The organism is Mesorhizobium sp. WSM4904 (assembly GCF_029674545.1).
Taxonomy (GTDB): Bacteria; Pseudomonadota; Alphaproteobacteria; order Rhizobiales; family Rhizobiaceae; genus Mesorhizobium.
Map to the genome: position 1 here is coordinate 1599487 of NZ_CP121354.1, position 21570 is coordinate 1621056.

Genomic DNA, 21570 nt, shown 5'->3' on the forward strand with positions numbered 1-21570 from the left:
GTGGAATGTGGCGATCGATGCGGCGCGGCCGTCGCTGACCAGCGTCGCGAGTGTCTCGCTTGCTGGCGGCGATCTGCGCGGCTGCGCGGCGAAAGGGCGGGATCGGTTAGCCGCATCCACCTCTGAGCGCTTTGAGTGCTTCGTTGCCGATCGATGCGAATCTCCCGGCCCAGCGCCTTTAGGCAATGCGGCGGGCACGGAGCTCATGTCACTCGGCTCAGTTCCACCGTTACACGAGGATAGGCGACCGGATGGCGGCACGCTGATGGGCTCTGACGATAATTTTGACATCGTTGTCGTTGGAGCCGGCCCGGTCGGCCTTTCGTTCGCTGCGTCGCTTGCCCAAAGCGAACTCAAGGTGGCAGTTGTTGAACAGAACACATTCGATAGTCTGGCGAATCCGGCTTTCGATGGTCGCGAAATCGCGCTGACCAACGCTTCGATCAGAACCCTTCGCGAGCTCGGCGCCTGGGATGTCATCCCGGCTTCGGACAAATCAGCACTTCAAGGCGCGCGCGTGCTCAACGGCTCGAGCGCATTCGCTCTTCGTTTCGATCCTCCCAGCAACTCTGGAGAACCGCTGGGGGTTTTGGTTCCAAATTGCCGGATCCGCGAGGCGCTGTTCAAAATCGTCCGCTTGCAGGATCGCGCCCGGCTGTTGTGCGGCCACTCGGTCGTCGATGCAACAAACAGCCAAGAAGGAGCAGTCGTAACGCTCTCTAATGGCGCGCGTTTAACTGCTCGGCTGGTTGTTGCCGCGGATTCGCGTTTGTCCGCCACGCGTGATCTGCTAGGCATCGGCGCCGATATCAACCGGCTTGGCCACTCGATGCTGATTTGCCGAGTGAGGCACGAGCGCGCCCACCACCAGATCGCCATCGAATGGTTCGATCACCATCAGACGATAGCGATATTGCCCCTCGCGGAGGGCATGTCGTCGCTGCTGCTCACATTGCGCTCAAACGAGGCCTATAGACTGCTTGCCTTCGATGATGATTTGTTCCTGTCGGAGTTGACGAAACGGTGTCGAGGGCGCCTTGGAAAAATGACCTTGGCAAGCAAGCGCCACACCTATCCGCTGGTCACGACCTGGGCGCACAAATTCCGGGCGCCGAGCGCCGCACTCATCGGCGACGCTGCCATCGGCATGCACCCGGTGACCGCTCACGGATTCAACATCGGTCTCAGCAGCCAGAAGCAACTCGCCCGTGGAATCATGACTGCGTGCCGCGACGGCCGCAATGTTGGCGACCCCGACATGCTGCATATATACGAAAGGCGGCTGCGCCTGTCGGCGGCGCCGCTCTACCATGCAACGAACATATTGGTTGGACTCTACTCCAGAGACCACCTGGCGGCACGGCTTGCAAGGCATCTGGGGCTTCGCTTTGCCCAACATGTTCCCCTTGTCCGGCATGGGATTTCGGCGGAGCTCCAGCGGTGATACTGCACCAGCAGTCGCATTTTTGCGCGTGCTGGGCGAGCGATGAGAGAGTGCATGATGCACCGGAGTAATCCTGCTCCCCGACGCTGATCTCCGATTGAAGAATTAACCCGTCCTTCAGGGGGGCTGCATAGGCTGCGGACAAGCAGGAGTAAGCAAGCTGACCCGTCCAGCCTTGGAAAAAGAAGATCCGCTGGAGGCGAGAATCCTTCAGGACCAGCTCGCTGATCTGAGGGCAGGCCTTTTCGTCTCAATGCCGATAAGCATTGTGCTGTCCGGGCTGATTTTGACCGTGCAGGCCCTTTCCGGGAACGGTCTTGCTGGCGCGGCCTGGTTTTCGGTCGTTAATGCGATAAATGCCGCCCGCCTTGCACTCGCCCGTCATCAGCTGAAGGAACCCGGAGTCCAGGATGATCTGACACGGGTTTGGCTGCGGCTTCGCTGGTTTGGCAGGCTTGCTCTTCTGGCGGGATTCACCTGGTCATTCCTTGCCGTCCTAACGGCTGGATACACGACGTCTCAAGCATCGCTGCATCTAATAATTCTGGCGGGCATTTCAGCTGGCGCGGTCACGTACGGCAGCTCATATGCTGCGGCAGCGATATGCTTCATCACACCGCCACTCCTCATTGCCGCCGCATGTTTGCTGACGAAGGGAGCCCCGGAAAACTACATTCTGGCTTTTGCCGTCCTGCTTTTCGAGGGCGGCCTGGTTCGATCCTCGTTCGTTGGACAAGCGCGCTTCCGTGACGCGAGCCGCCTGAGACATCAAGCCGAGCGGCTTGCCGCGGAAATGGAGCGCAATTCCAGGGAGGACCATCTTACCGCGCTCCTCAACAGGCGGGGCCTCGAACATGCAATCGATCAGTTTGAGAACACCGATGGACCCTTTGTGGCCATGCTGATTGATCTGGACGGGTTCAAATCTGTCAACGATACCTACGGTCACAGAACGGGTGACGAGCTGCTTGCCAGGATCGCCCGCCGAATAGAGGAAGAAGCACCGGAGGGCTCAACGCTCGCCCGCATCGGTGGGGATGAATTCGTGCTGGTTTTTTCTTCGCGAAAGAATTCTCCTTCTCCCACCAATCTCGCGTCCAATCTCATAGCCAAGCTTGCTCGCCCCTATCCTGGGATCGCATCAGTCCGCATTGGAGCGTCTATAGGAATCTACTTGGCTGAAAACCCCGGACTAACGGAAATGTTGTTGCGGGCCGACATCGCCCTTTACACAGCTAAGCGCCGCGGCAGGAATGAATTTTGTCTGTTCGATGCCGAGCTAGCCCGGGAGTTGCAACGCCGCCAGTCAATCGAACGCGATCTTCATTCGGCGATAACGATGAGAAGCTTGGTCGCTTGGTTTCAGCCAATCGTAAGACTCGAAACTGAAGCCGTCGTCAGTTTTGAAGCCTTGCTAAGATGGTCTCACCCGCTTCACGGTCCCATTTCTCCGCCCGAGATCATGACAGCGGCACGCGAAACTGGAATGCTTCAGCTGCTAACTCAAACGGTATTCGCCGACTGTTGCGCTCTTATCGAGGGCTTGGTCAAAGCTGACCGTCGTGATGTTCGTGTGGCGATGAATGTTTCACCGTGCGAGTTGGAAGCTGGCGATATTGACGAGATGATTCTTAATGGTCTGGCGGCAAAAGACCTCCCTGCAACGATGTTCGACATCGAGATTACCGAAGAAGCCCCAGTGGATCCGGACAGAGTGGATGAAAAGCTCGCCCGGCTTTCACATGCTGGCATTTCTATCGCGCTCGATGACTTCGGCACCGGTTTTTCGACGTTGGCATCGCTCAAGGACAGTCGGATCAGGAAGGTGAAAATAGATCAGGGCTTCGTTCGCGGCTTAGCCAAGTCCCGGGAGAATCGGCTGCTTGTCAAAGCGGTGATTGATCTTGGTAGGACGCTCGGGATCGAGGTCATGGCCGAGGGCGTTGAAACAGAGGCAGATCGGCAAACTCTGTACAAGCTTGGCTGCAGAACCGCGCAGGGCTTCCTGTTCTCTAAGGCAGTGCCTCTCCATTTGGCACTTGATTCGGTAGTAAAAGAGCACGCGAAGGAGTTGTGACCGGCCTCTCCGTCCGTGCTGCTCGCGGAACTTTCATGTGGGGTGGACCTGACGCGCGAAAGCCGTTTCGGACGGTAGAGTTATTACGGGGGCGAAACTGAGCACGTGGTTTGGATAGCAGCAATCCGGTCCACCGGCGCACATGCAGCGGCTTCATACAAGCGTTCAAGTTGCGAGATGAGCTTGAGTGAACGACGTCGGAGAATTGCGTCCTTTGGACGCTGGTTTCGCGGTTCCCGTAGGATTCGATTACGGGAAGCGTTCTTGGCTGCTTCTCGGCTCAGCGCTCATCGGGATGAACAACGTACCCGCGGTCAAGGTCTTCGCGACCTCAACCCAGTCACCATCCCGCAACAGCAGCGGTCGGGTCCTGATCAAGCGCTCAGCCTCAGCACAGGTGCTGGAGCAACGGTAGAGCGCGGAAAACGTGTATCGGAATGCGCTGGCTCACCATAGGAAGCTGCCACGGCATGTCGAATGTCCCCAGGGGGCGGACCGTTCCCTTGCATTTGTCTCGATGACGGGCTCTCAAAGCTAAAGCCAAGAGAGCTTTATAAAAATCGCACCCGATCGGCTGCGCAACGACGACCAGCTGAGGCCCGATCGGGTGCTAAGGTCGTGCCAAAAAAGGCGCGTCACTGTCGCATTTCTAGCCGGCTTGCGATCGGACGTCATCTCTTGGCGATCGCTGCCCCTTCTCTCAAATGCGCTTAGCGGCGCCGATGGCGAATAGCGCAAGCTTTTCCACCCGTTTCTACTCCACTACCGAGACTCGTCACCAACCTCCTTTTATTCGCTTCCATATGGCCCATCCTGTCTCCAATCGAGGAGGAGCGCGAACATGGGCCAAGCCGTAGAACGTCTCAGTCTCGGGAATTCTTCTGCTCGCCAAACTGCCGTTGTCGCCGGCACCATATTTGGCAGGGTGACAGTGCACGACAAGATATCAGGCGTTCTTGTCTGGGCTGAACTATGCTTGCAAGCCATAACCCAAAAATCGCCGATCCCTTTGAATTCGAGCCGGATGAATGGGTGTTTCAAAATTTTTGGCGGTTTTAGGCAGAACCCTCCGATGGCCCGCGTACCGGTCAAGCTTCGTGAGCACTTTAGGTTCGTCGATCAGGCATAGGTTTCTTTCCCATGCCACATGCTGGCCGTTTGCCTAGTTCGGAAGCCCTCGAGAGGCGTTGCTCGTCTTGGTATGGCGTCGCCCCTTTTTCCGATCCATCGGCCACGGAGCTAGAATGGTGTCTAGCTGTTGCCGCCTACTTGGTCATCCGGCATGGAGATGCCTATATACCGACCTTCGAAAGGCTGGAATACGAGGTCGAACAAATGCGGCGGAAGCTCGGAAATCGCGAGCGAGCGCAGCGCGTGCTGGCCACGCTCAACCTAAATGGCTCGGACAGCTGGAGCCGTGAGGTTGGTTCTCAAGGCCTGGATGGCGCCGCAATCACATTCGCCCGGGCGGGGTAAAAGCGATTTTTTGGAGCCACTCGCGCTTTTGCGCTAACGAAGGTCCCGCGCCGTATTTGGGCCGGATCCATTTGTGGCCCATCAGAGAAGCAATTACCTTCTCCGGCGCCTCAACTGCCGTCAGCCGGTCCTCGAAAGTGTGTCGCAGGCTATAAAGACTATGCTCGGAAGTCGGCAGAAGTTCCTTGCTGGCGAGCACCTTGTTGACGAGCGCTGAAAGTGACGCGGCCTTGTCGCGATAACGAGGAAAGCCGTCCGGATGGAGCTTGATGGCTGCAAGTGCGCCGCCAACCAAGGGAATGTCACGGGCTGAATGACCGGTCTTCAAGCGACGGCCATTGGGGCGCACCCGCACATGCGGGATTTCTCGATCGAGGTGGATTGTTTCGGTGGTGAGGTTTGCCGCTTCAGAAAGCCTGAGTCCGGTATCGGCAATCACATAGATTAGATGGCGGGCTTCGTCATTGAGTCCGTCGAGCGCGCCTTCAGCGAGTATCTTCTCCTGAATGAACTCCGCTGTGAACGCAGCGCGTTGCCCGGGGACGGCGCCGGAAAGACGCAGGTTTCGAAAAACCGGCTCCAGCTTGAGCTGGTGAGTCAGATCGACGACGCGCAGCATTTTCGAAACATGGCCGATGTCCTTGTTGGCCGTACCGATATCAAGTCCATCCTCAACGATCCGCTTTTGCCACCACTCGCGGAACGCGATTGCGTCGTCCCGAGTGAGGCTTGCGATCTCCTTGTCGCCAATGACTCCAACCAGATTGGCAACTGCGCGCTTTTTGGGGTTACGCCATTTCTTGATTTGGTTGGGCGACATGGTCAGCAAGTTCTGTTGCTCGATCGTCTCGAATTCCTTGATAAGACCGCTCAGGCGGACCGCTGGCCGCTTCTCCCCACCCATGACGGCCGAGACGTCCTGCGCGTCCTCGATCGATTTTTTGTCGAGGAGCAGCTTGATACGGGCCATGAGTTCGTCGAGCGGCCCCGCTGCTAGTTCCTCGTTAGTGCGATAGGCCAATCCAAATGACCGCGCGCGCTTCCTCGCGGCTTCGAAACGCAGCCCCGCCTCGGCGGATTGGCCTTCCCGCAGTCTACGCCAATACGCCTCCAGCCCCGCGCCGAGGCTTTGCACTGCATCTCGCGCCCGTACACCGCGGGGATCGTCAGCCACGGCGACGCCCGTGGAAATGCGTACTAGGCAGCGGCGATCAAACGCCGCGAATTCCTTCGGCACCCTGCGGACGAGATACCAGATGCCTTCACGTTTATGCGGCTTTGGCGCTGCGGAACGTCGCATTATCTTTCTCTAATGTTACACAGTTTGTTACACAGTCTAAGATATGTTTCGCTTCGTGCTGGTCAAGCGCAACAAGGAAGCTTTTGAAAGGAAAGGATTTTTATGGAAGCTAAATGGCGGAGAGGGAGGGATTCGAACCCCCGATACCCTTGCGAGTATGCCGCATTTCGAGTGCGGTGCATTCGACCACTCTGCCACCTCTCCGCGAGGTCATGGTCGGCCGTTGCCGGCGCGGCGCACTAGATAACGGCTGGCTGCCGCAGTTACAAGGCCTTATTCGACCGATTTCCCGCTTCTTGGAAAAGCGTCGGCGAGGCGACGACGATCTTCGCCGGCAACGCGGCTCGCGGCATTCTCCGAGAGCAGGGTCCGCTTGCCTTGACTCTTTCGCAACCTTCGGTTAGGGACAGCCCGCATTCGGCGTGGGGGCTTCTCCGCGCCGCTTGTTTTTTGAACCCGCAGACTGACAAAAAGACGGCCGAACCGCTTCAAGCGGCTCATCAAGGCCGACCGAACAGCGAAAGGCAAAAAATGTTCGCAGTCATCAAAACGGGCGGCAAGCAGTATCGCGTCGCCGCCAACGATCTCTTGAAGATCGAGAAAGTCGAAGCCAAGGTCGGCGAGATCGTCGAGATCGGCAATGTGCTCGCGCATGGCGAGGGCGAGAACGTGACGTTCGGCGCGCCGTTCGTCGATGGCGCCATGGTCACGGCGGAAGTCGTCGAGCAGGGCAAGAACCGCACCGTCATCGCTTTCAAGAAGCGCCGCCGCCAGAATTCGCGCCGCAAGATCGGCCATCGCCAGCTTTTGACCACGGTCAGGATCTCCGAGATCCTGCTGGGCGGCGCCAAGCCATCGAAGAAGGCCGCCGCGAAGGCCGAGGCCAAGGCGCCGGAGGCCAAGGCTGAGGTCGCCGCCGGGGCGAAGGCAGAAGCCGCGCCGAAGGAGGCCAAGGCCAAGAAGGAAGCCAAGGCAGAGGCTTCGAACGAAGAGGCCAAGGCCGCTCCGCTGTTCAAGGCGCCGAAGGGCGAGCCGGACGACCTCACGGTCATCAAAGGCATCGGCCCGGTCGCGGCGAAGGACCTCGCCGAACAGGGCATCGTCACCTTCGCGCAGCTCGCCAAGCTCACCGACAAGGATGTCGCCAAGATCGACGAGCACATGCCGTTCAGCGCCGACCAGATCAAGGACTGGCGCGAGCAGGCCAAGGAACTGGCGAAGAAGTAAGACGAGCGAAGAAAGTTAAGACGGCCGGCGACAATCATCGCCGGTACGCACTTGAAACGGAACGCGAACGCGTTCATAAGACCATTCAAGCGCCTCACGGCGCATCGGAGTTAGTTAGATGGCACACAAGAAAGCTGGCGGTTCGTCGCGCAACGGTCGCGACTCGCACTCCAAGCGGCTCGGCGTGAAGAAGTTCGGCGGCGAAGCAGTCGTTGCCGGCAACATCATCATTCGTCAGCGCGGCACGCAATGGCATCCGGGCACCAACGTTGGCATGGGCACGGACCACACCCTTTTCGCACTCGAGGCAGGCGCAGTCGCCTTCAACAAGAAAGCCAACGGCCGAACCTACGTGTCGGTAAACCCGATTACCAAAGCAGCGGAGTAGCCGGTTCCGCACCATAACACCGGCGCCCATCTCGGGAACCGGTGTCTGGCCAGGCCAGGAAAAGGATCAGGAGAGATGGGCTTCCATCTCTCCTTTTTCATTTTTCTTTGCCCTGGAGGACTAAAAATGGTTGCCGAAGCGGAAGACACCGAAGACGAAAGTTACGCGATCGATTGCCCGGTGCTCGCCACCGAGCGCTTGGTCATGCGCGCCCCGCGCGAGAGCGATCTCGAACAACTCGTTGCCTTGGCCGACAACCGACATGTCGCGGAAATGCTGGCCCGCATGCCGCATCCCTACGGCGAAGCCGAAGCCAGAGCCTTCCTCGCCATGGCGGCCTCCCGCCGCGCCGGCATCGTCTATGCGCTGACGCTTGCCGGCACCGGCACCTTCGTCGGCTGTGCGGGGCTCAACATCACCGATCGCGGGCTGGAGCTCGGCTACTGGATCGGCGAACCCTACTGGAAGCGCGGCTATGCGACGGAGGCTGCGCATGCGCTGGTCGACCTCGCCTTCCAGAAGACCTCGATCCAGGTGCTGCATGCCTCGACCAGGGTCATCAATCCGGCCTCGCGCCGCGTCATCCACAAGTGCGGCTTCCAGTATGCCGGCCAGGGTATGCTGAACTCGATCGTCGCCGGCCAGGTGCCGGTCGAGCGCTACCGACTGGATCGGAAGACGTGGACCAGCCTGCGCAACTGGGTGCATTTTTAGATGGGTCGATATTCAGGTGATGCCGGCCTGCGAGTGGCGGCTTCCTGCGCTTCCGGTGCTCACGTGCGTCAAGCACGCTCCGCTCCGGTTCTCGGAAGTCGCCGCTCTCGGCTCGGCCTGACCTGAATCTCGATCCATCTTGGGTGCCGTGATGGTGAAAGCTCAGCCCAGCTCGACCCAGACCGGCAGGTGATCCGATCCACGCGCCTGCCGGTCGACCCACAGGCGCTTCAGCGAGCCCGCGAGCGAGGCGCTGGTGAAGATATAGTCGATGCATTTGTGGCGGCCGGTATCGTCGGGCTGCTTGGGGTCGATCCAGGTGACGAGATCGGAAACGTCAAGGCGCTGGGCGACGTCGACGGCGAGGTCGGCGGTGAGCGGCATGCCGAATTCATGGTCCGGGCGTCCGGCGAGTTCGACATATTCGGGCGATCCGGGCAGCATGTTGAAATCGCCCATGACGACGAAAGCCTCCGGATAAGGCAGGTCCGGCAATCCGATCTCGGGAATGCCGGAAAGCCCGCCGCCTTCCAGCGCATAGTTGAGCAGGCGCTGGCGCAGGAAACGGATCTGGCTCTGGCGCTCGACGGGGCTGCGATGGTCGAGATGGGTGGAGTAGAAGCGGATGAAACCCAGCGGCGTCTCGATCAGCGCCTCGAGCGCGCCGCGCTGGAAGTTCATCCGCTCCAGGCTGCGGCTGCGCGGCAAGAGGAGATTGCGCGACAGATGAATGGGTGTCTTCGACAGCACCATGTTGCCGAGCTGGAAGGTCCGGGTAACGGCGCGGCCGGCATCCAGGCGCGAGCCGATATTGACCTCGAAATTGCTGCCATAGGCGACGAAATAGTCCGGCAGCGCCTCGCCGATCTCGGCCACCATGTCGCGGTCGCCGTTGCGCGGGTTGTTGCGGGTCACCTCCTGCAGGGCGATGACATCGGCGCCGCGCACGGCGTCGGCGATGCGGCCGACATCGTATTGGCCGTCGAGGCCGATACCGTACTGGATGTTGTAGGTGACGAGCTGCATTCCGCTACTCCAACACTGACCCGGGGCCGCGAAAACCGGAAACGGTTGTCGCGCGGAATTATTCCCAATCGGGCAGTGCTGGGATGTTCACCGCGTGCCCAAAAGCGTGTGCCAGCGCTTTCGTCGCAAAACAGCCTCGCCCTTGGCCCCGCCTTGGTTTAGAGCAATCGCGCAAAGCAATCAGCAGAAACCTCGAAAATCCGATGAAATTCCTCGACCAGGCCAAAGTTTACATCCGTTCCGGCGATGGCGGCGCCGGTTCGGTGTCGTTCCGGCGCGAGAAATTCATCGAGTTCGGCGGCCCGGACGGCGGCGACGGCGGCCGCGGCGGCGATGTCTGGGCGGAAGCCGTCGATGGGCTGAACACGCTGATCGACTACCGCTACCAGCAGCATTTCAAGGCCAAGACCGGCATGCACGGCATGGGCCGCAACATGACCGGCGCCAAGGGCGCCGACGTGACACTGAAGGTGCCGGCCGGCACCCAGGTCTTTGCCGAGGATAACGAGACGCTGATCTGCGACCTGACCGAGGTCGGCCAGCGCTTCCTGCTCGCCAAGGGTGGCAATGGCGGCTTCGGCAACCAGCATTTCAAGACCTCGACCAACCAGGCGCCGCGCCGCGCCAATCCGGGCCAGCCGGGCGAGGAAATGAGCATCTGGCTGCGGCTCAAGCTGATCGCGGATGCCGGCCTCGTCGGCCTGCCCAATGCCGGCAAGTCGACCTTCCTCGCAGCCGTCACCGCCGCCAAGCCGAAGATCGCCGACTACCCTTTCACGACGCTCTATCCCGGCCTCGGCGTCGCCCGCATCGATGGCCGCGAATTCGTGCTGGCCGATATTCCAGGCCTGATCGAGGGCGCGCATGAAGGCGTCGGCATCGGCGACCGCTTCCTCGGCCATGTCGAGCGCACGCGCGTGCTGCTGCATCTGGTCTCGGCGCTGGAGGAGAATCCTGGCAAGGCGTACAAGGTCGTGCGCGCCGAGCTCGAAGCCTATGGCCATGGGCTGGCCGAGAAGGCCGAGATCGTCGCGCTCAGCCAGGTCGACATCCTCGACGCGGACGCCCGCAAGAAGAAGGCGGCGTCGCTGAAGCGCGCCGCCGGCCGCGCGCCGATGCTGTTGTCGGCCGTCACCGGCGAAGGCGTCGAGGCCGTTCTGCGCGCACTGATGGCGGTTGTCGCCGAGGCCCGCGACGCCGTCCCCGCTCCTGTCGACACGCGCTGGCAGCAAAACCCATGAAATCGCTGAAAACATACCGGCGCATCACCGTGAAGATCGGCTCGGCGCTGCTTGTCGACCGCGCGAGCGGCTTGAAGCGCGACTGGCTGACCTCTTTGGCCGACGACATCGCGGCGCTCGCCGAAGCCGGCGCGGAGGTGCTCGTCGTCTCGTCGGGCGCCATCGCACTCGGTCGCACCATTCTCGACTTGGGAAAAAGGGCGCTGAAGCTCGAGGAGAGCCAGGCCGCAGCCGCCGTCGGCCAGATCGCGCTCGCCGGCGCCTGGTCGGACGCGCTCGGCAAGAACGGCCTGAAATCGGGCCAGATCCTTCTGACCCTCGGCGATACCGAGGAGCGCCGCCGCTACCTCAATGCGCGCGCGACGATCTCGACCTTGCTCAAGATGAAGGCGGTGCCGGTCATCAACGAGAACGACACGGTGGCGACCTCGGAAATCCGCTACGGCGACAACGACCGGCTGGCGGCCCGCGTGGCGACCATGATGGGCGCCGACCTTCTGGTGCTGCTCTCCGACATCGACGGGCTCTACACGGCGCCGCCGGCCAAGGACCCGCAGGCGAAGTTCATCTCGGTGGTCGACCGCATCACCTCCGACATCGAGGCGATGGCAGGTGCCGCCGCTTCCGAAATGTCGCGCGGCGGCATGCGGACAAAGCTGGACGCCGGCAAGATCGCCAACGCCGCCGGCACGGCGATGATCATCACTTCCGGCACGCGGCTGTCGCCGCTGATGGCGATCGAGCGCGGCGAGCGCGCGACCTTCTTCCGTCCGAGCGCCAACCCGGTGAAGGGCTACAAGACCTGGATCGCCGGCCAGCTCGAGCCGGCCGGGCGGCTCACCGTCGATGCCGGCGCGGTCGGCGCGCTGAAATCGGGCAAGTCGCTGCTGCCGGCGGGCGTGAAGCTCGTCAGCGGCAATTTCTCGCGCGGCGACACGGTGGCGATCCTGTCGCCCGAGGGCCGGGAGATCGCGCGCGGGCTGGTTGCCTATGATGCCGCCGATGCCGTAAGGATCGCGGGTTTGAAGACGGCCGAGATCGAAACCGTGCTCGGCTACGAGGCGCGCTCGGCGATGATCCATCGCGACGACCTTGTGGTAAGTGTCGCCGGCGACCAAGTATTGGCCAGCGATTAGAGCAATTCCAGGAAAAGTGTGACGCGGTTTTCCATCCGGAATTGCGATAAAAGGAAGACCCAGCGGAGGATGAACCATGCTGAAGCTGCATGAAAAATCCGGGGAAGACACGGCAGCGCTGATGGCCGACATCGGCCGCCGCGCCCGCACTGCTGCCCGACCGCTGGCGGTCGCCACCACCAAGGCCAAGAATGACGCCTTGGCCGCCATGGCCGACGCCATCCTGCGCAACGAGCAGGCGATCCTCGAGGCCAACGCCGTCGACATGTCGAACGGCGAGGAAGCCGGGCTTTCGGCGTCCTTCATGGATAGGCTGAAGCTGACGCCGTCGCGCATCAAGGCGATGGCCGACGGCATTCGTGAGATCGCCGCGCTCAAGGATCCGATCGGCGACGTCATCGCCGAATGGGACCGGCCGAACGGGCTCCACATCGAGCGCGTGCGCACGCCGCTCGGCGTCGTCGGCGTCATCTATGAAAGCCGCCCGAACGTGACCGCCGATGCCGGCGCGCTTTGTCTCAAGGCCGGCAATCCGGTGATCCTGCGCGGCGGCTCGGATTCGATCAATTCGTCCTCGGCGATCCATGCCTGCATGGTCGAAGGGCTGAAAGCCGCCGGCCTGCCGCAAGATGCCATCCAACTGGTGCCGACCACCGACCGCGCCGCCGTCGGCGAGATGCTCAAAGGTCTCGGCGGCAATCTCGACGTCATCATCCCGCGCGGCGGCAAAAGCCTGGTCGGGCGCGTGCAGAGCGAGGCGCGGGTGCCGGTGTTCGCCCATCTCGAAGGCATCTGCCATCTCTATATCGACCGCTCGGCCAAGCTCGACATGGCAGTGAGGATCGCCGTCAACGCCAAGATGCGGCGCACAGGCGTGTGCGGCGCGGCTGAGACGCTGCTGGTCGACCGCGCGGTGGCCTCCACCCATCTGGTGCCGATCCTCGAAGCGCTGCGCGCGGCGGGCTGCGAGATCCACGCCGATGCCGGGGTGATGAAGGCGTTCGCGGATGCCAGCCCGGCGACCGATGCCGACTGGGTGACGGAGTATCTCGACGCCATCATCGCGGTGAAGCTGGTCGACGGCGTCGCCGGCGCGATCGAGCATATCGAGACCTTCTCCTCGCATCACACCGAGGCGATCGTCGCCGAGGATGCGCAAGCGGTCGAAAGATTCTTCAACGAGATCGACTCTGCGATCCTCCTGCACAACGCCTCGACGCAGTTCGCCGATGGCGGCGAGTTCGGCATGGGCGCCGAGATTGGCATCGCCACCGGCAAGATGCATGCGCGCGGACCGGTCGGCGTCGAGCAGCTGACCTCGTTCAAGTACCGCGTGCGCGGGTCGGGACAGGTGAGGCCTTGACGTTTTTCGCCGCTAGGATCTGAGGGTGCCGCGCCCAGCCACCCCCCTCTGTCCTGCCGGACATCTCCCCCTCAAGGGGGGAGATCAGCTGTCATTTGGGGTTTCGCAAATTGCCGACGTCGCAAGATTTGAGCCTGCGATCGAGCTGCTAATCTCCCCCCTTGAGGGGGAGATGCCCGGCAGGGCAGAGGGGGGTGCCTAGCACCATGCTTTCCCAGCCCGAGCACCCCGTCCCCGCGCCTTACCTTCGCATGCCGCATGCCGGCAGGGGGCTGGCCGTCGGCCTGTTCGGCGGCTCGTTCAACCCGCCGCATGCCGGTCACGCGCTGGTCGCCGAGATCGCGCTGAGACGGCTGGCGCTCGACCAGCTGTGGTGGATCGTGACGCCCGGCAATCCGCTGAAAAGCGCACATGAACTGGCGCCGCTCGCCCAACGCATCGTGCTGTCGGAAAAGATCGCCAGGAATCCGAAGATCAAGGTCACCGCCTTCGAGGCGGCGCATCATGTCCGCTACACCGCCGACACGCTGGCGCTGATCAAGGCGCGCAATCCGGGTGTCGACTTCGTCTGGATCATGGGCGCGGATAGCTTGCGCGATTTCCATCGCTGGCAGCGCTGGCGCGAGATCGTGCTCACCTTCCCGATCGCGGTCATCGACCGTCCGGGCGCCACGCTCTCCTTCCTATCGTCGGTCGTCGCCAAGACCTTCGACTATGCCCGCATCGACGAAGGCGACGCGCCGCTCCTTGCCCGCATGCGGGCGCCGGCCTGGACCTTCATCCACGGGCCGCGCTCGTCGCTCTCCTCCACCGCGATCCGCAACGCGGGGAAGGGTTGAGCGCTTTTACCTTCTCCCCTTAGGGGAGAAGGTGTCGCCGAAGGCGACGGATGAGGGGTGTTCCAGGGAACGCCAGCGTCTCACTCCGATGGAGCACCCCTCATCCGTCTTGCCGCTTCGCGGCAATCCACCTTCTCCCACAAGGGGAGAAGGGAAGTTTGGCCATGTCGCTTTTACGGCTGCTTTTCGCCCGCGGGCGGGCGATGCTGCAAAGCCATGCTGGAGAAGAGCCGCATCACGACCGATCCGGGCGCGCAATCGGCGCCGCTGATCGCCATTGCCAGCGTCATCGTGTCGATGGCGCTGATCGCGATCGGCAATGGGCTGATGTTCGCCTTCATTCCCGTGCGGCTCGGCGCCGATGGCTTCGATCCGACCTGGGCCGGATTGATCGTCACCGGCCTTTCGGCCGGCGGGCTTGCCGGCTGCATCCTGACCGGTCCATTGGTGCGCCGGGTCGGTCATGCCCGCGCGTTCATGGTGCTTTCGGCGCTGATAGCGCTCTCCAACGTCGCGATCGGCGCTGGACCGATCCCGTTGCTCTGGATCGCGGCGCGGGCGCTCTATGGCTTTGCCATCTGCGGCCTCTTCATCGTCGCGCAGAGCTGGCTCAACGATGCCTTGCCGAACGCCATACGCGGCCGGGTCATGGCGGTGTTCTATGTCGCCTATATCGGCGGATTGGGCGTCGGCTATGCGACGCTCGCCGCGATCGACATCCACACGGCGGCCGCGCCGCTGATCGGCATCGCCTTCACCGCTTTGTCCATCCTGCCGGTGGGCATGACGCGGCTTGCCCAGCCGCCCGCGCCGCAGGCGGCTTCGGTGGCGCTCGGCCAGGCCTGGAAGATCTCGCCGGTCGGCGTAGTCGGCATGCTCGCCGTCGGCGGCCTGTCGATGATCATTTCCGGTTTCGCGCCGATCCACGCCACCGCCAAGGGCTACAGCCAGGCGGATGTCGCGCTGCTGTTGTCGGCGATGCCGGTCGGCACGCTGATCCTCCAGATTCCGCTCGGCTGGCTCTCCGACCGCACCGACCGGCGCTATGTGCTGTCGGGCGCGGCGGCGCTCGCGGTGGTGGCGAGCCTGCTCGCCATCGCCTTCGACGGCGGTGCGCTGATGGCGCTGGTGGTGATCTATCTCATCTGGGACGGCGCATCGGAATCGATCTATTCGCTCTCCAGCGCGCATGCCGCCGACCGCGCCAGGAAGGACGAGCTGCTGGCGCTGTCGAGCTCGCTGCTCTTTGCCTGGTCGCTGTCCGGCTTCATCGTGCCCGGCATCGTCACGGCGCTTTCAGCCGTCTTCGGCACCGAGACCTTCATCTATGTCGGCATCTTCATCGCTTCGGCGTTCTGCCTGTTCGTGCTGTGGCGGGTGTTTGCGGCGCGACCGACGCCTGCCGCCGCAACCGGCAGCTTCGCGCCGATGTCGGCGCAGACGCCCCTGCCGGTGGAACTCGCCTTCGCGCCGGACGAGCCCACAAAGCCGGCCAAGGACTGAATTGCTCTACTGCTTGCGAGCCTCCGCAGCCGGCAGTTCGGGCGGCGGCAGCGGAATCGAAATGCCCTCGTTGTCGAAGGCCTGCTTGGCGCGCTTGGTCATGTCGGCCTGGGTGGCGAAATAGTCGGCCGCCGTCGTCCAGTAGCGCAGGGTGAGCGAAACCGTGCTCTCGCCGAGGTCCGCCACGAAGGCGATCGGCGCGGGCTCTCGCCTGATGCGCTTCTCGGCGCCGGCGATGCCAAGCAGCGTCTTCTGCCCGCGGTCGATGTCGTTCCACGAGCCGATGTTGAGCGTGATGTCGGTGCGGCGCACGCCGTTGCGGGTGAAGTTGCGCACCGGCTGGTTCCACAGCGTCTGGTTGGGCGCCAGTATGTACACGCCGTCGACCGTGCGCAGCGTGGTGGCGAACAGGCCGATCTCCTCGATCGTGCCGGCGATCGGGCCGACCTCGACATTTTCGCCGATGCGGAAAGGCCGCAGCGCTAGAAGCATGATGCCGGCGGCGATGTTCTGCAGCGTGCCCTGCAACGCCAGTCCGATGGCCAGGCCGACGGCGCCGATGGCGGCAATGATGGAGGCCGTCTGCACGCCGAACTGGCCGAGCACCATGATGACGACAAGGACGAGGATCGCGTAGCGTACGATCTTCGAGAAGAAATGGCGCAAGGTCGCGTCGAAGCCGTGGATGTGGCCGAGGCCGGCGAAGATCGAGCGCTCGGCAAGGCCGGCGACGAAGTAGCCGGCAATCAGAAGGATGATGGCGCCGATCGCCGAGAAGGAATAGGAGACGATCAGCGTTGAGAGCTGCGCAAGCCCGGCCTGGATGGTGATGAGGGCGCTTTGCGGATCGGTTGGCATGGTTGGGATCCCCTTTGTCCGGTGAGCCGATAACCCGTGCCGTGAGCATCAGTTCCCATCTTTTCCGGCTTGCCGCCGAGCCATCCGGACGACCATCACGCGCCGGCCGTGGGGCGGTCGTCTTGAAACTGCAACGGAACTCTGCCTATCTAAGTGGTGTCACCTGATTTGCGGGGTGATTTGGTTGTTCTTATTGGGAAAGGAAACACACTGAGAACAGCACTGCGGAAGAAGGCCGATATCGTGCCTTCGCCGGCCGGGATCAGCGGAAACGATGCTGCCTCCCTCGCCATCAACACAGTCCTTGCCAGTCTGGAAGACTCCAAGGCCGAAAACATCGTCTCAATCGACATCCAGGGTAAATCGAGCCTCGCCGACTATATGGTCGTCGCGTCGGGCCGATCGCACCGTCATGTCTCGGCTGTCGCCGATCACCTCCTCAAGGCGCTCAAGGATGCCGGTCTCGGCATGGCGCGCGTCGAGGGGCTGGGCAGCGCCGACTGGGTCCTGATCGATTCGGGCGACATCATCGTCCACGTCTTCCGCCCCGAAGTCCGCGAATTCTACAATCTCGAAAAGATGTGGCAGGCGCCGGACCTCGAGGAAGAGACCTTGCACTGAGCCGTATCGCGTGCCGTGACCGTTCCGGTCCGGCGCCGATCAAGGCTCGCCGAGGCGAGGATGAAGATCACCGTCCATGCCGTGGGCCGGATGAAGACCGGCCCCGAGAGAGAGCTCGCCGACCGCTATTTCGAGCGCTTCGCCAAGAGCGGATCTGCGGTCGGGCTGGAATTTGCCGGCATCGTCGAAATCCCCGAGAGCCGCGGACAGAGCGCCGACGAGCGCCGCCGCGAGGAGGGCCAGAAGCTGCAGGGTCAGCTGCAGCAGGGCACCGTGCTCATCCTGCTCGACGAACGCGGCAAGGCGCTTTCCTCCGAGGATCTGGCGGCCCGCATCGGCCAGTTGCGCGACGGCGGTCGCAAGGCGTTGGTCATCGCGATCGGCGGCGCCGACGGCCATGACAAATCCTTGCGCGAAGAGGCCGATCTGGTGGTGTCGTTCGGGGCGCTAACCTGGCCGCATCAGCTGGTGCGCGTCATGCTGGGCGAGCAGCTCTACCGGATCGCCACTATCCTGTCCGGACATCCCTATCACCGCTCGTGAGTCGTGGTCAGAGGGCTGGAGGAGGGGCTGGACGAGGGGTCGCCAGGAACAATCTCGGCTGGTGTAGCAAATATTGACAATATTTGCGACGCCTTCCATAATTTGGAGGGAAGCAAAGGATCGGTTCATGGCCGCAGATAACAGCATTCATGTCCGCGTCGGTGGTCAACTCCAGGCTCATCTGCAACAGCAGATTGGCGAGAATGGCCTTTATGAAAACGCCAGCGAATATATCCGTGCCCTGATCCGCCGCGATCTGCAGACGCGCAACGAAGCGTGGGACTGGCTGAAAAGGCAGCTTGAGCCGGGTCTGAGGGCCGAGGAGAGCGAATTCCGGGCCGTATCGGCCCAGGATGTTGTTCGGCGCAATCAAGGCCGACGCCTCTAAGCGTGGCAGGGTACCTGTTCTACCCGCCAGCGGACGCAGCGCAGGACCACATCTGGAGCGATACCGTTGAGAAATGGGGCGAAGCCCAGGCCATTCGCTATATCGCGGACTTGCATCAGCACTTGCAAACCCTTTCCGAAGTACCTGCCCTCTGGCGAAAGCTTCCAGGCAATCTGGCAATTCCGGCCGATTTGAAGATGGACGCCTATTTCAGTCACTACGGACGTCACTACGTGTTCTTTCGCAAGCTTTCCGGCGACCGGATCGGCGTCATAAGCATCCTGCATGATCGGATGGACGTGCCTGTACGCTTGGCCGAGGATCTGCGGACCTTGGAAGCGCGATCGGGAGACAGCTAGATCAGGATGAGGTTTCGTTGAATCGTCATCCTGATCTAACTCCTTTTCTGGAGCATGATCTTTTCCGAAAACCGGTTCCCACTTTTCGGAATGATGCTTTGGTTCTCCGGATTTCCGCCTCAATGACCCGACATCACGGTTGATGCGGGTGCTTCCAACATGGTTGATGGTTCGTTAACGAAGCGGTGGATAGACTCGAGGCCTGATGTCTGAAGGCTGGAATTCGAGAACGCGCGCCTGGCGCAGCCGCTGCGGCTTGACACTTGTCGCCGCGCTGGTTGCGTTCGGGCCGGCCATGGCCGCGGAAAACACGCTCGACGTCGCGCCGGATCCCGACCAGAGCCGAGCCGAATACGAGCAGGTTTCCAGGGAAATCACCTTGTCGTCGGAGCGGCTGGCCAAGCTTGCCGCCGACGTCGCGACGGTCAAGAAGGACCATGCCTCGATCAGCGCGGCGCTCATCCAATCGGCCATGACCGAGCAGAAGCTCGGCCAGGACATCGAGGATATCGGCGCCAAGCTCGAAGGGCTGAAGACCGAGGAAGAGAAGCTGCACGCCTCGTTGGTGGCGCGCCGCGACGTGCTTGCCGAAGTGCTTGGCGCGCTGCAGCGCATGGGGCTCAACCCGCCGCCGGCGATCCTGGTCAAGCCGGAGGACGCGCTGTCGTCGGTGCGCAGCGCCATCCTGCTCGGCGCCGTGGTGCCGGAACTGCGCCAGCAGACCGACAGGCTGATGGCCGACCTCAAGGAGCAGACCCGGGTGACGGCGTCGATCGAGGCCGAGCGGGCGCGGCTCACCGCCGCGGTCACCGAACAGACGGCGGAAAAGAAGAGGCTCACCATGCTGCTCGAGGCCAAGCAGAAGCTGCAGGCCGATACCGAAGCGGCTTTGACCGCCGAGCAGCAGCGCTCGCAGCAGCTGGCGGCCAGGGCCAGCAGCCTCAAGGACCTCATCGCCTCGCTCGAGGCCGACAAGGCGCGAAAGGCGGCAGACCAGGCCAAGGCGGGCGAGCAGAAATCGGCAGATGGCGACACGACGGCGTCCACGACCGAGCCCGCCGATCCGCCGGTGCCGGAGGGCAACCGCTTGACCGCTTCCGCCCCGTTCGCGGCGCTGCAGGGCCAGATCGCGCTGCCGGTCATCGGCAAGATCAAACGGCGCTTCGGGACCGACGACGGCAACGGCGCAATGATGCAGGGCGACATGGTTGCGACACAATCGGGAGCCATCGTCACCGCGCCGGCGGATGGAAACGTGCTTTATGCGGGGCCGTTTCGCTCCTATGGTCAACTCTTGATCCTCAATGCGGGCGATGGGTATCATGTCGTCCTGGCGGGGATGAGCAGAATCAGCGTCGCGACCGGACAGTCGGTGCTCGCAGGAGAGCCGATCGGCGCGATGGGAGAGGCCCGGGTGGCAAGCACCTCGGCCTCGCAGAATGGAAATGCGACGCCGGAGCTCTATGTGGAGTTCCGCAAGGATGGAAAACCCGTCGATCCGAACCCTTGGTGGGCGGAGCGATTTTCTGGAAGGACGTGAAATGATGCGGAAATTGTCGCTTCTGTTTGCCGGCGCGCTGATGGGCGCATCGGCAATGAGCCTGGTCTACGGCGCACCCGGCTCGGCGGCGAACGCTGCGGGCTCCGAAACCTACAAGCAGCTGGCGATCTTCGGCGACATCTTCGAGCGCGTGCGCGCGCAATATGTAACGCCGCCGGATGACAAGTCGCTGGTCGAGAACGCCATCAACGGCATGCTTGCCTCGCTCGACCCGCACTCCTCCTACATGAATGCGGAGCAGGCGCAGGATATGCGCGTGCAGACCAAGGGCGAGTTCGGCGGCCTCGGCATCGAGGTCACGATGGAGAACGATCTCGTCAAGGTGATCACGCCGATCGACGACACGCCGGCCGCCAAGGCGGGCGTGCTTGCCGGCGACTACATCGCCAAGATCGACGGCGAGGAGGTGCGCGGCCTGACCCTCAACGACGCCGTCGAGAAAATGCGCGGCCCGGTCAACACGCCGATCAAGCTCACGATCCTGCGCCAGGGTGCGGACAAGCCGATCGAGCTGACGGTGGTGCGCGACATCATCAAGGTCAAGGCGGTGAAGTACCGGGTCGAGAACGACGTCGGCTACATGAAGATCACCTCCTTCACCGAGAAGACCTATGACGATCTCGAGAACGCCATCGAGAACATCAAGAAGCAGGTGCCGAACGACAAGCTGAAGGGCTATGTGCTCGACCTGCGCCTCAATCCGGGCGGCCTGCTCGACCAGGCGGTGAGCGTGTCGGATGCCTTCCTGAAGCGCGGCGAGATCGTTTCGACCCGCGGGCGCGACCCGAAGGACGTCACCCGCTTCGACGCCAAGCCGAAGCAGAACGACGACATCAACGGCAAGCCGCTGATCGTGCTGGTCAATGGCGGCTCGGCGAGCGCGTCCGAGATCGTCGCCGGCGCGCTGCAGGATCTGCGCCGCGCCACCGTCGTCGGCACTCAGTCCTTCGGCAAGGGCTCGGTGCAGACCATCATCCCGCTCGGCGAGAACGGCGCGCTGAGGCTCACCACGGCGCTCTATTACACGCCGTCCGGCAAGTCGATCCAGGGCAAGGGCATCACGCCGGACGTCAAGGTCGAGCAGCCGCTGCCGCCGGACCTGCAGGGCAGGGATCTGACCCGCGGCGAATCGGACCTCAAGGGCCACATCAAGGGCGCCGACGAGAGCGCCACCGGCTCGGGTTCGGCCGCCTATGTGCCGCCGGAACCGAAGGACGACCTGCAGCTGATCTATGCCGAGCAGCTGCTGCGCGGCCAAAAGACCGATCCGTCGTTCCCGCCGAACCCGGACAGGGCCGTTTTGAACCAGTAAAGGCGTGTCGGCCGGGGCAAGCCTCTGGCCGACCGACCGAAGCGATGCAATGCTGCCGGGACCCGCGAGGTTCCGGCAGTTTGATTCGGGGACAAGTCGATTCGCGAACGGGCGCCGGGGGGCGCCGAAGGTTTTGAATTTCGCACGTGACCGCTGACGATCCGATCGGCTGGATCACGGGCTTGGGGATGCGG

The 21570-nt window shown here is 62.5% G+C and carries 19 protein-coding genes and 1 tRNA gene; 16 read left to right on the plus strand and 4 right to left on the minus strand.

Annotated features, from left to right (window positions below):
- The first annotated feature begins 262 nt into the window (after positions 1 to 262).
- Positions 263 to 1444, plus strand: coding sequence for a 5-demethoxyubiquinol-8 5-hydroxylase UbiM (gene ubiM / locus QAZ47_RS07455; RefSeq protein ID WP_024502870.1), 1182 nt, complete (start codon positions 263 to 265; stop codon positions 1442 to 1444).
- A gap of 175 nt (positions 1445 to 1619) precedes the next feature.
- Positions 1620 to 3521 carry an EAL domain-containing protein gene (locus tag QAZ47_RS07460; RefSeq protein ID WP_082826564.1) on the plus strand — a complete coding sequence of 634 codons (1902 nt, stop codon included), beginning with the start codon at positions 1620 to 1622 and terminating at the stop codon, positions 3519 to 3521.
- A gap of 1453 nt (positions 3522 to 4974) precedes the next feature.
- Here the strand turns inward: QAZ47_RS07460 and QAZ47_RS07465 are convergent.
- Complete coding sequence (locus QAZ47_RS07465; RefSeq protein WP_063169217.1) at positions 4975 to 6297, minus strand: integrase; 1323 nt, start codon at positions 6295 to 6297, stop codon at positions 4975 to 4977.
- Between the two features lie 114 nt (positions 6298 to 6411).
- Positions 6412 to 6501: transfer RNA gene (locus QAZ47_RS07470), tRNA-Ser, on the minus strand.
- A gap of 327 nt (positions 6502 to 6828) precedes the next feature.
- Here QAZ47_RS07470 and rplU point away from each other — a divergent pair.
- The 3 genes from rplU (at position 6829) to QAZ47_RS07485 (ending at position 8626) form a co-directional block, all read left to right on the plus strand.
- A complete protein-coding gene (gene rplU, locus QAZ47_RS07475) occupies positions 6829 to 7524 on the plus strand; it encodes a 50S ribosomal protein L21 (protein ID WP_278232805.1) in 696 nt (231 codons plus the stop codon).
- Between the two features lie 118 nt (positions 7525 to 7642).
- On the plus strand, positions 7643 to 7912 hold the full coding sequence (gene rpmA / locus QAZ47_RS07480; protein ID WP_059189273.1) for a 50S ribosomal protein L27: 270 nt from the start codon (positions 7643 to 7645) through the stop codon (positions 7910 to 7912).
- A gap of 126 nt (positions 7913 to 8038) precedes the next feature.
- Positions 8039 to 8626: a GNAT family protein gene (locus QAZ47_RS07485; RefSeq protein WP_278206054.1), complete on the plus strand. Its 588-nt coding sequence runs from the start codon at positions 8039 to 8041 to the stop codon at positions 8624 to 8626.
- A 162-nt stretch (positions 8627 to 8788) separates the two neighbouring features.
- Here the strand turns inward: QAZ47_RS07485 and QAZ47_RS07490 are convergent, their stop codons facing one another.
- A complete protein-coding gene (locus QAZ47_RS07490) occupies positions 8789 to 9652 on the minus strand; it encodes an endonuclease/exonuclease/phosphatase family protein (RefSeq protein WP_278232806.1) in 864 nt (287 codons plus the stop codon).
- Positions 9653 to 9855: 203 nt separating this feature from the next.
- On the opposite strand from QAZ47_RS07490, the gene obgE reads away from it, so the two are divergent.
- From obgE to QAZ47_RS07515, 5 genes are all read left to right on the plus strand, one after another.
- On the plus strand, positions 9856 to 10893 hold the full coding sequence (gene obgE, locus QAZ47_RS07495) for a GTPase ObgE (protein ID WP_278232807.1): 1038 nt from the start codon (positions 9856 to 9858) through the stop codon (positions 10891 to 10893).
- Positions 10890 to 12029, plus strand: a complete 1140-nt coding sequence (proB, locus tag QAZ47_RS07500) for a glutamate 5-kinase (protein WP_278232808.1) — start codon at positions 10890 to 10892, stop codon at positions 12027 to 12029. The genes obgE and proB overlap by 4 nt, the downstream gene beginning before the upstream one ends.
- A gap of 76 nt (positions 12030 to 12105) precedes the next feature.
- Positions 12106 to 13392 carry a glutamate-5-semialdehyde dehydrogenase gene (locus tag QAZ47_RS07505; protein ID WP_278232809.1) on the plus strand — a complete coding sequence of 429 codons (1287 nt, stop codon included), beginning with the start codon at positions 12106 to 12108 and terminating at the stop codon, positions 13390 to 13392.
- A gap of 251 nt (positions 13393 to 13643) precedes the next feature.
- Positions 13644 to 14231, plus strand: a complete 588-nt coding sequence (locus QAZ47_RS07510) for a nicotinate-nucleotide adenylyltransferase (RefSeq protein ID WP_278207792.1) — start codon at positions 13644 to 13646, stop codon at positions 14229 to 14231.
- Positions 14232 to 14447: 216 nt separating this feature from the next.
- Positions 14448 to 15734 (plus strand): MFS transporter, encoded by a 1287-nt coding sequence (locus tag QAZ47_RS07515; RefSeq protein WP_278232810.1) that lies wholly within the window; start codon positions 14448 to 14450, stop codon positions 15732 to 15734.
- A 6-nt stretch (positions 15735 to 15740) separates the two neighbouring features.
- Here the strand turns inward: QAZ47_RS07515 and QAZ47_RS07520 are convergent, their stop codons facing one another.
- Complete coding sequence (locus tag QAZ47_RS07520; RefSeq protein WP_278206060.1) at positions 15741 to 16592, minus strand: mechanosensitive ion channel domain-containing protein; 852 nt, start codon at positions 16590 to 16592, stop codon at positions 15741 to 15743.
- 243 nt (positions 16593 to 16835) lie between these two features.
- On the opposite strand from QAZ47_RS07520, the gene rsfS reads away from it, so the two are divergent.
- The 6 genes from rsfS (at position 16836) to QAZ47_RS07550 (ending at position 21376) form a co-directional block, all read left to right on the plus strand.
- Entirely contained in the window at positions 16836 to 17213 is a 378-nt protein-coding gene (rsfS, locus tag QAZ47_RS07525; RefSeq protein WP_278206061.1) for a ribosome silencing factor, read from the plus strand.
- A 60-nt stretch (positions 17214 to 17273) separates the two neighbouring features.
- A complete protein-coding gene (gene rlmH / locus QAZ47_RS07530; RefSeq protein WP_278206062.1) occupies positions 17274 to 17756 on the plus strand; it encodes a 23S rRNA (pseudouridine(1915)-N(3))-methyltransferase RlmH in 483 nt (160 codons plus the stop codon).
- Positions 17757 to 17883: 127 nt separating this feature from the next.
- The gene (locus QAZ47_RS07535) at positions 17884 to 18144 is read left to right on the plus strand and encodes a transcriptional regulator (protein ID WP_278206063.1); all 261 of its coding nucleotides are present in this window, start codon (positions 17884 to 17886) and stop codon (positions 18142 to 18144) included.
- A gap of 2 nt (positions 18145 to 18146) precedes the next feature.
- Positions 18147 to 18503, plus strand: a complete 357-nt coding sequence (locus tag QAZ47_RS07540; RefSeq protein ID WP_278077754.1) for a type II toxin-antitoxin system RelE/ParE family toxin — start codon at positions 18147 to 18149, stop codon at positions 18501 to 18503.
- A 205-nt stretch (positions 18504 to 18708) separates the two neighbouring features.
- Positions 18709 to 20043, plus strand: a complete 1335-nt coding sequence (locus QAZ47_RS07545; RefSeq protein WP_278206065.1) for a murein hydrolase activator EnvC — start codon at positions 18709 to 18711, stop codon at positions 20041 to 20043.
- A 1-nt stretch (position 20044) separates the two neighbouring features.
- The gene (locus QAZ47_RS07550; protein ID WP_278232811.1) at positions 20045 to 21376 is read left to right on the plus strand and encodes a S41 family peptidase; all 1332 of its coding nucleotides are present in this window, start codon (positions 20045 to 20047) and stop codon (positions 21374 to 21376) included.
- Positions 21377 to 21570 lie beyond the last annotated feature (194 nt).